Genomic DNA, 9,258 nt, shown 5'->3' with positions numbered 1-9,258 from the left:
CGAGAGCTGAAAACGGTATTGGGATTGGACCACTTCGAAGGCCGCTCCTTCGCCGGCTGGCACCGACACGTCACCCTCGTCACCGCCGCCCACCTGTTCCTGACCGAACAGCGGAGGAACCCAAAAGTCCTTGCCAGGGCCTGACCCTCTACCAGGCCCTGGGCCTCCTCCAACACCTGCTGGCCACCTGGACAGGCACCTGCTCCGTATGCCACCAACCCACCCCCTGGCAGCCCTACGACACCACCTAACAAAGCCCTACTAGCCGTTGTTTGCGGTGTGGGTTACGTCCTGCCGTGGCGGCCGCGGCGCGGCAGGCGGCGTGAGCAAGCCTCGCCAGCACCTCCTCGCCTCGCCCACTCTCAGCCTGACGACTTCTCGATCGCGCCTGGCGGGCACGGTGGCCCAGCATCGGGAGGGGGCGGTGCCCGGTCGGGTCATGCTCGGGTGAGCACGATCTTCTTGCCGCCGGCCCGTCCGGTAACCACCCGGGCGAACGCAGCCGGTCCCTCGCTCAGCGGCAGGGGTTCCGGTGCGAGTTTCAAGGTTCCCGCGGCGGCCTGCTCCGCCATCTGGACAAGCTGCGCGGCGTTGGGCTCGACGTAGAGGTCCCAACTCGTGATGCCTCGTTCCTCCGGAGGTGCGTCCGAGGTCAGGGAGCACAGTCGGCCGCCGTCCCGCACCAAAGGCAGGACGGCGTCCGCCGTGCTGGTGGCGATGGTAAGGGCGGCGTCGAACCCGCCGCGTACCTTGGCCGGCCAGTTCGGGTCGTGGTAGTCGACAACCTCGATCGCTCCCAGACCGAGCAGGCGCTCTGCGGCGGCAGCAGACGCGGTCGTGGTCACCTCGATGCCCTTGGCCGCGGCGAGCTGGATGGCCAGGGCTCCAGTGGCCCCGCCTCCGTTGGTGATCAGGAGCCGCTGTCCTCGGCTGAGGTCCAGCTTCTCCAGGGCCTGCCACGCGGTGAGTCCGTTGACGGGCAGCGCCGCCGCGTGCACGGCATCCAGCCCGGGTGGGCAGGCTGCCGCGTGATCCGCGTTGATCAGAACGCGTTCGGCCCAGAAGCCGCTTCCCCCGGGCAGCGGGGCCTCGTGTGCGAGCACCCGGTCGCCTACGGCAAACCCGGTGACACCCGCGCCGACCGCCAGCACCTTGCCCGCGCCCTCCACCCCCAGCGCCGCCGGGGGGCGCAGCCCCACGTCCCAACCAGCGCCGTTGAGCAGTTCGTCCCACGGGCCGACCCCGGCCGCCTCAACCGCCACCAGGATCTGACCGGGCCCGGGAGATGACGGTTCGGGCAACTCCAGCAGGGCGACTTCCTTCTCGGCCCCTGTCACTCCGCACGCCTTCACAGCAGATCTTTGTCCTCTCACTCAGTCCGGCCGACCAGGAGGTACGAGCCGGAAAGCCAAAGCAGGCACCAATGTCGACCTCGGGATCCCCTACAGCGGTCGCTCGTGGTCCCAGCCGCAATTGGTGTCGAGCCTATGCAGCTAGTGGCCCGGACACGTGGCCCATTTGAAGAGTGTCTGACTGAGCCAATCGTGGGATAGATCTGCACCTGGACCTTGGGTCGGGTCTGGGCGTACGTCATCGTGTTCGAGGCGAAAGCGCCGCTCACGCTGCGGCAGCAGCGGCTCCCAAAGCGGTCTCGCAGCTCATCCGACACGATCCACGGCGATGTCGCCACATCGAACCGAACGCTCAACTCACGCCTCAGACACGGCGATCAGCGCCCATCCACCTCATTGTGTCAGCCGTTGCAAGCCTCAACTCACCAGGGCATACAAGATCTAAGACTGACGGACGTTGTTGACAGGTGGGTCTCTCGCATCTAGGAGACCTGCATGATGACCGAACGCGATCTATCGAGGCGTGCGAGGCACCGGCTGGCGGTGATACGCCATGCGGAGGAGGTGAGCGGCAGCGTTGCCGCCACCTGCCGCTACTACGGCATCAGCCGCCAGTGCTATTACCGCTGGCTGCGACGCCACGAGGCAGAGGGACTGGAGGGGCTGAAGGACCGCTCCACGTGCTGATCGTGGACGGCACCCTGGTGCCCACGCGTGACCACACGGTCGCCGAGCAGTCGATTTGCTCGGGGTCGAACGTGGCCGCCGGCACCAGCTCGACCCGCTCACGGCCGGCAAGCTCAAGCACCGCCCACCGCCGCCACCACACCGCCGCCGCGACCCACCCAGCCCCAGCGACCAAGGCGACAGCCGCGATCCACCACAGGCTCGCCAGGCCGCCCTCCACCAGCACCCCCAGCCAGTGCCCCACCTCCGACGGACGCGGCAGAATGCCGTTCATCGCAGCCCTCGCCCGCTCGGCGTGACCTCGTGCGGATTCATCTGCGCCTCCTCACCGAGGACGGCACCTTGCCGCCTCAATGAAGAGAGGGGAGGCGGATCCGACCTGATGTGACACAGGGCCTCATCTTTTCTTCATCTCGTTTCGCGAGGCTGCATAGGCAGCAGGCCTGCGTGCCCATCCCGCAGCACGGGAGCACCGCGGGTCGCTGCAGGCATTGTTCGTTCCTTGTGTGGTATTACCACTCGGCGCCCAGCACAGCCGGCACCCGAAGGCGTCGAGGCCGGCGAGGTTCTGCGGTTCCTCGCCGAGCGTGGCCACGACGTCGCGACCGGCCGGTACCTCCGACCTGCGCGTTCAGGTAGATCCAACGGGTTTCGTCAGAAGCTCAGGTCGTGAGCGAGGGCACTCATCACGGCCCGGGTCTTGGTCTCGCCGGATCGCGGGAGGTCGACGTGGCGCCTCTGCAGGGACTGTTGGAGTTGCCTCTCGGCCTTGGCCGCATCGCCCGCGCTGGTGCGCACCGAGGCTTCAAGGAAGCGCAGGCCCCTGGTGGTCCACGCCTCGATGGCCACGGGGCTGGGCAGAGTGTCCCATTCCTGTTTCCACTTGACGGCGTGCACCGGGCCGAGCGCTGTCAGATCCATGAGATCGCCCTTCTTCAACCCGACCGCATCCTTGAGGAGGTGGCGGTGCGGCTTGGCGAGAAGGTGATCCAGCGCGCCGGGCTCGGGTTCGGGCCTGAGCGCCGCCTCGATGTGCTTCGCCTCGACCTTCCGCTCGGCCTGCAGTGAGGCGGACAGTACCGGAGTGAAGGTGGGACCGGTCCGGTCCTCCTCGATCGTGAACTCCCAGTCGTCGTCCTCGTCCTTGAGGTTGCTCTGCCAGTCGCCTGGCAGTGGGGGGCAAGGCCGCAGCTTGACCGTCATGTCTGTCTCCCGCTTGGGCCCTTGGACCTCGTCGTCCATACGCAGGCGGAAGATGACCCCGAGGTCGAGGAAGGGCAGCGAGATGCCTTCGCTGCTCTTCCTCGGGCTGTCCCAGAAGTGGATGGTGCGACTGCGGCTCTCGCTCCCCTGGAGTTCGAGCGCACGGGCCGCCTCCCGGGCCTCGTCTCCAGAAAAGCTGATCTTGATTTCCGCAGTCGCGGCCGTTGGGGTCACCGCACCGGCCTGCCGTGCGCCTGTGGTCCCGTGTGTGACTCGCCGGAGATCCATGGTCACGCCATGACGAGCTGGCGGGTGGCGAACGACCTGCGGGCGTTTTCGAAGGTGGACTCCATGCGTGCCACTTGGCCCGTCGTGAACATGAACATCGCGACGTCGTCGGTGTAGTCCATGTAGTTCACGAACATGTCCCCGTTCGGCCCGTTGTTGCACGTCACATGCGGGAATGCGGGAGTCCTGAAATTGGGCCCTTCCTGGTTCGGGGTGTCCGCAACCAAGTCGTCGCCGGCGCAGCCCCGCTTGTCGCCCCAGATGTGTCGCAGGTTGAGCCAGTGCCCGATCTCGTGCGTCGCCGTGCGGCCGCCATTGAACGGCGCGGCGGCGGTCCCGGTGGTTCCAAAGCCTTTGTAGGTGATGACGACACCGTCCGTGGCTGCCGGTCCACCGGGGAACTGCGCGTAGCCGAGCAGTCCTCTTGCCAGTTGACACACCCAGATGTTGAGGTAGGCGTCTGCCGGCCAGGCGTTCTGGCCCCCGGTCTGTGCGGACTTGACCTTGTTGTCGGTTCTCTTGTCGGGGTCAGGAGAATTGGGGTCCGGGGCGTCGAAGGAAGCGACCGTGGTCCTGGTGCGCGTGATGCCGTCCGTCGGGCGGCCGAGCGGATCGGTGGCAGCGAGGTGGAAGCTGATGCGGGGGTCGCCGACGATGTTGCGCCATACCTGCGGCACATTGCCGACGTCCGGATTCTGTTTCCGGAAGTCGCGGTTGAGCACGTCGATCTGACTGCGGATCTGTGCATCACTGATGTTCTGCTCATCGGTGCTGTGGACGACGTGCACAACGACGGGGATGTCGATCACGCCCTCCCTCGCCGTTCTCCGCTCCCCGCTTTGGTGGGCGCGTTCGTAGGCGGATGCGGTCTCCTCGACCAGCGTGCGGTTCTCGGCGTAGTCGGCCGTCGTGTCGAGGAGCGCGTGATGGGCTCTCATCGTGGCGCACCAGTCGGTGTACTCAGGCGATGCGCTGCGTTCGGTTTCGTCAGACATGGTGGTGTCACCTGCCGGTGTCTGGGCTCAGTCTCTGGGGATGCCGCTCGTGATGCGAGCGCCGAAACGGATGTCCGCGTGGGGACGGAAAGCGCGCGGGGCCGTACTCCCTGCTGCGCGGATGCATCTGTCGCCACCCCTACACTTGAGAGTAGGCATGACGGACAAATGGTGCAAATGGCATATGCGGCAGCGAGGTGGTTGAGTGATGAACGAGCTTCCCCGCACTCTGTTTCAGAGGTGGTGGCACTCCTTCGAGGAAGACCGCGAAGGCATCACCGTCTACCGGCCTGACGCCTACGACTTCCCGCTCGCACGCGGTCGTGGCGGGCTGGAATTCCAGGCGGACGGCACCTTCATCGACTACCCCGTGGGCCCGGCAGACGCTCCGGAATCGGCACTCGGCCGATGGCACTTCGCGGAGAACCGCCGTTTGGTCATTTCCTTCACAGGCAGCGCCGAGCCGGACCGTGAACTGGAGATCGTGCGCTGCGATGAGCACATCCTGCAGATCCGCTCGACGCCGGAGTGATACTTCAGTCAGTCGGAGACCCGATGCGATGTCGAAGCGGTCGGGCAACCAGCCCGCGACACCATCCATCCACCACAACCGCACTACGGTGAACGTTCCCGGTCACGGCACTAGGAGTTGTCGTCCAATGTCACGCCCACATCAGAAGCGATGCGAGGGTGATGGAAGCCTGGTAGGACTCGGCTGTCTTGTCGTAGCGGGTGGCGATGCCGCGCCATTGCTTCAGTCGGTTGAAGCAGCGTTCGATCACGTTGCGCTGTTTGTAGAGCTGCTTGTCGAAGGCCGGCGGGCGGCCGCCGCGGCTGCCGCGCCGGAGTCGGTTGCGGATCTGGTCGGCCCGTTCGGGGATGGTGTGGCTGATACCTCGCCGCCGCAGCCAGGTGCGGATGGCTTTGGAGCTGTAGCCCTTGTCGCCCAGGCCGTGAGCCGGCCGGTTCCGGGGTCGCCCCGGGCCGATGCGGGGCACCCGTATCGCCTCCATCACGGCGGTGAACTGGGTGCAGTCGTTGGTGTTCCCGCCGGTGAGGGTGAAGGCGAGCGGGCGGCCCGCCGCGTCGCAGGTCAGATGAATCTTGTTGGTCAGCCCGCCCCGAGAGCGCCCGAGTCCGGGGCTGCGGATCCCCCGGGAGGCCGAGCCGAGCGATGCGGTTCCGAACCGGACAGTGGCGGTAACGAGGGGTTGCCGTGGGCGGGGACGCGCGGGAGCGTCCGAGCAGGTGGGTAGGCGGCTGCAAGACCTCGCGATCACTCCGCATGGCGTCCCGGGCCCAACAGGCCCGAACGTGTGAGGCACTGCCGTGGTGGTCGGCGCTCGCCGGTCAGCTGTCGATGATGCGACGGAGGACGCCCCGGGCGAGTTCCGTGGGGTCGATGCTCGGGTACTCGAAGCGCATCTTGTCGAAGCTGAAGTCAAGGCGCCCTCCCTCGGCGTGGAGGGGGAGGAAGACGCCGAAGGTCAGGTTCGAGCCGTAGTCGAAGGCCGCCAGCTTCCACCGCTTGCTGTACAGCTCCACGGTGGTGAGCAAGAGATCGGCGGTGACGAGGACGAAGGCGTCGGCGGTGAAGCGGAAGACGGGCTGGGCCGTCAGGCCGGCCTCGGCGTCCAGGACCAGGCCCCGTGCGCGGGTCCAGAGCAGGTGGACGTCCGCGGTGAGCTGGCCGGCCAGGCCGAGTTGGCCGCCGAGTTCGATGCCCGCGGTCGCGCTCACGACGGGGATGCCAGCGCCGATGCCGCCCTGCACGAACAGCCGCAGACCGGCGTCGGCCGGGATCACCAGCCGGGTGTCGCCGACGACTTGGGTGGCGTCCTCCCGGTCCGGGTCGTAGCTGACCTCGATTCCGGTGCCACGCAGCTGGCCGCCGCCGATTCCGGCAACGAGGTCCAGTCCGCCGCGGATGGTGGCGAAGATGCCGATCCGCTGGCCGGCGACCGCGACGCCCACGATGGGGATGTCGATGCCGACGGAGAAGAGCCGGCGGTCGAGCTCACGGCGGGGGAACAGCTCGAAGGTGTCGGGCAGGCCGATGCGACCGGTGACCGCGATAGTGCCGTGGGGCCGGACGGTGACCCGGGCCGTAGCGACGAGCCAGGGAGCGAGGTGGAGCGACAGTTCGCCACCGCCGTAGATCAGCAGCGGGCCCGGATGGGGTGGGCCGGCCGGGTGGCCGTCGGGGCCGGGCTTCTGGTTCGTGAGGCCCAGTTGGAGCCGTCCCGCCAGCATCCCGCGTTGGTAGGCGAGGGCGGCCTCGGCGAGGAACGCGCCGTCCTCGTAGCGGCCGGTGATCGCCCCGGTCGCGCCGGGGATCGCCGGTTCTGCCGTGATCTCCCCGGCGAGGCTCCAGCCCTGACCGTCCTTGCGGGGAGCGACTCTTGCCTGCACCGCGCCACCGGTGATGCCGGGCAGCCGGCCGAGTGTCAGCCGGCCCTCGATCGTGGTGCCGGTCGTGGGGTCGTAGGCGAAGCCGAGTGCGCCGCCCTGGAGTCCCTTCAGCGAGGACTCGAAGGTGCCGGTCCCCTTGACGTGGTCGCCGTCGACCTCGACCGTCGCCGAGGCCTTCCTGATTCCGGCGACCTTGCCCTCGCCGATCCCGAGCGTGCCGCGGAGCGCCCACCTGCCTTCCCGGTAGGCGACGCCGAGGCGGGCCTCTGTGAACAGCTCCGTGTCGAATTCGAGCTCGCCGGCAACTCCGAAGCCCTCGTTCTCTTTCAGTGTTGCCTGGAACCAGCCCTTGGCCAGTTTCTCGATGCCGAAGTTCACCCGGCCCGCGGCGGCGAGACCCTTGGGATGTTGTGCGGTGAGTGCGATGTGCCCGCCGATGACCGTGAACGGGCCGGGGAGGTTGAAGCTGTCCGCCGTGAGGAGTCCATATACGCCCACACCGCGTTCGTCGAGGATGATGCCGATGTCGGCCCGTCCTGCGAGCAGAGGCAGGCCGGGCAGGATTCTCCCGCGGCCGACGAAACCATGGTTGACGTCGAAGTCCAGCTGCTCCATTTCGATGGGGCTGAACATCTCGGCGACGAGGGGGTACCGGCCGGTGGAGAGGTATCCGCCGTAACCGATGCCCTGGATGCTCCGCAAGGGGAGCTCGAAGGGGGCATGCTTGATTACCTGATTGCCCTTGAACGCGGTTCCCTTGACCGAGCCGACTTCTTCTCCGGTCGCGCCGGTGTGCGAGCCGCTGAGGGACCAGTCGACGTCGCGCACCTCGAACAGGCCGTCCGTGGCCCAGCCTTTCTGCTTCCCTTCCTCCACATGGCGCACTGCCCCGCCGGATTTGGTGGAGAATATCGCCAGATGGCCGGCCGATCCCCGAAGCCGACGGAGGGTGGTGGCCGGCACCCGGGCCAGTGGCCGCGTCAGCCGGCCGGCCGTCATGTCGCCGGTCTCCCAGAAAACGGACGGATCACCGCGGCCACCACTGGTCGGTTCGAGTTCACCGACCAGGACGCTCACGTCATAGGTCTTCCGGACCTGTTGATAGCCGGGTGGGTTCTTCAGGTGGGGGGTGGCTTCGTTGAGGACCGCCTGCAGCGTGGTCTTGATGGCGAAGGCGATGTTCCGCCCGGCATCGCGGTTGGCACTCGCTTCGAGCAGCCACAGATTGTTCTGCGGGCTGGTGTCGGTGCCGCCCAGCTGCAGTTCGAGCTTGTGGTCGACGTCGAATGTCGCGAGGTTTCCCTGTTTGTCCCAGGGCGGGCGGAGGAGCCGCTCGGTGATCTCGTCTTCGGTGCCGATCAGATAGAGCGGCGAGGCGCCGGAAGAATGCTGCAGATAGTGCACGGGGCCGGTGTCGCCCCGCTCACGGGGGAGGTTCTTGAGCCGGGTGGCCACCGCCGTCTTCACCGGCCCCCGCACACGGTTCTTCCACTCCTCGCTCTGGGTGTCGGTGCGTTCCGCGCCGTCCCACTTCTTCATCGTGATCCGATAGCCCTCGCCGAGCAGGGCGGTCAGGGCCTTTTTCTTGAACTCCGGAATGGGCAGTCCGAAGAACTCCACCTTCCCCTTCCCGGTCGTAGTGACCCGGCCCTTCTCTCCCGCATGGTCGTCACCGGGTTCGTCGGTGGCGGGACTCTTCGGGACCGCTCGCCGGGCCTTGCGCCCGATCCGGCCGCTCTGCTGCACCACATGTGCCAACTCGTGGGCCAGCAGCCGGAGTCCGGACTCGCTCGCCGGGTCGTACGCCCCAGCGGCCAGGTAGATGTCGTTGCCGCGGGTGAAGGCCAGCGCGCCGAGGGTCTCGGCGGCCCGGTGCGCGGCCTCGTCGTCGTGGATCCGGACCGCACCGAAGTGGCGGCGGAAGGCCGACTCGAAGTACGTACGGGTGTCGGCGGGCAGCGGACGGCCGCGACCGCTGCTGTTCAGGAGTGCCTGCAGGCTTTCGGGGAGCGGGGCTTGGGCCGGTGACGACGGCGTCCCGGCTGGGAGGGATGCGTGGTGCTCCGGTCCGGGGCGAACCGCCCTCCGCATCACCTGCGCCGCGGCCCGGTCGGCGTCCCGCTCCAGCCGGTCATCGTCCGCCGTCCCCCCGGACTTGGCCAGCACCGCCAGGCGGCCGAGTGCCGTACGCCGCGCCCGGTCGTCGACTCCGGGCGCGGTGCCGGACGCCGCACGTGCGGAGGCATCCGGCACCGGCCGCACGCGCGCCGCGGGTGCGGCGGCCTGGCCCCGTCGTTCGGCGTCCGAGGCGGCGTTCATGG

Annotated in this window: 5 protein-coding genes and 4 pseudogenes; 3 read left to right on the top strand and 6 right to left on the bottom strand. The window is 67.9% G+C overall.

The annotated features are described in order from the left end of the window. Positions 1–144, top strand: a pseudogene (locus tag ACZ7MX_RS37055) (IS701 family transposase); the annotation flags it as partial. A 293-nt stretch (positions 145–437) separates the two neighbouring features. Here the strand turns inward: ACZ7MX_RS37055 and ACZ7MX_RS37050 are convergent. Together ACZ7MX_RS37050 and ACZ7MX_RS37045 are read right to left on the bottom strand one after the other, a co-directional pair. Next, positions 438–1,337 carry an NADP-dependent oxidoreductase gene (locus ACZ7MX_RS37050; RefSeq protein ID WP_472138755.1) on the bottom strand — a complete coding sequence of 300 codons (900 nt, stop codon included), beginning with the start codon at positions 1,335–1,337 and terminating at the stop codon, positions 438–440. 237 nt (positions 1,338–1,574) lie between these two features. Then, positions 1,575–1,720, bottom strand: a pseudogene (locus ACZ7MX_RS37045) (IS5/IS1182 family transposase); the annotation flags it as partial. Positions 1,721–1,847: 127 nt separating this feature from the next. Between ACZ7MX_RS37045 and ACZ7MX_RS37040 the strand changes: the two are divergent. Further along, positions 1,848–1,991, top strand: a pseudogene (locus ACZ7MX_RS37040) (helix-turn-helix domain-containing protein); the annotation flags it as partial. A gap of 702 nt (positions 1,992–2,693) precedes the next feature. On the opposite strand, the gene ACZ7MX_RS37035 reads toward ACZ7MX_RS37040, so the two are convergent. Further along, positions 2,694–3,476, bottom strand: coding sequence for a hypothetical protein (locus ACZ7MX_RS37035; RefSeq protein WP_472138753.1), 783 nt, complete (start codon positions 3,474–3,476; stop codon positions 2,694–2,696). Between the two features lie 56 nt (positions 3,477–3,532). After that, positions 3,533–4,525: a zinc metalloprotease gene (locus ACZ7MX_RS37030; protein ID WP_472138751.1), complete on the bottom strand. Its 993-nt coding sequence runs from the start codon at positions 4,523–4,525 to the stop codon at positions 3,533–3,535. Positions 4,526–4,733: 208 nt separating this feature from the next. On the opposite strand from ACZ7MX_RS37030, the gene ACZ7MX_RS37025 reads away from it, so the two are divergent. Further along, entirely contained in the window at positions 4,734–5,057 is a 324-nt protein-coding gene (locus ACZ7MX_RS37025; RefSeq protein WP_472138749.1) for a hypothetical protein, read from the top strand. A 130-nt stretch (positions 5,058–5,187) separates the two neighbouring features. On the opposite strand, the pseudogene ACZ7MX_RS37020 reads toward ACZ7MX_RS37025, so the two are convergent. Continuing rightward, positions 5,188–5,664: pseudogene (locus ACZ7MX_RS37020) on the bottom strand (IS5 family transposase); the annotation flags it as partial. 211 nt (positions 5,665–5,875) lie between these two features. After that, a complete protein-coding gene (locus ACZ7MX_RS37015) occupies positions 5,876–9,256 on the bottom strand; it encodes an eCIS core domain-containing protein (RefSeq protein WP_472138747.1) in 3,381 nt (1,126 codons plus the stop codon). Positions 9,257–9,258 lie beyond the last annotated feature (2 nt).

The sequence above is a fragment of the Streptomyces sp. NPDC107765 genome, assembly GCF_055657085.1.
Note: the sequence above shows the minus strand (reverse complement) of the source record. Positions and strands in the feature narration are given on the sequence as shown.

Excerpts from the sequence above, each read along its gene's own strand:
- ACZ7MX_RS37030 (WP_472138751.1), bottom strand. The coding sequence starts at position 4,525 with ATGTCTGACGAAACCGAACGCAGCGCATCGCCTGAGTACACCGACTGG.
- ACZ7MX_RS37025 (WP_472138749.1), top strand. The coding sequence starts at position 4,734 with ATGAACGAGCTTCCCCGCACTCTGTTTCAGAGGTGGTGGCACTCCTTC.
- ACZ7MX_RS37015 (WP_472138747.1), bottom strand. The coding sequence starts at position 9,256 with ATGAACGCCGCCTCGGACGCCGAACGACGGGGCCAGGCCGCCGCACCC.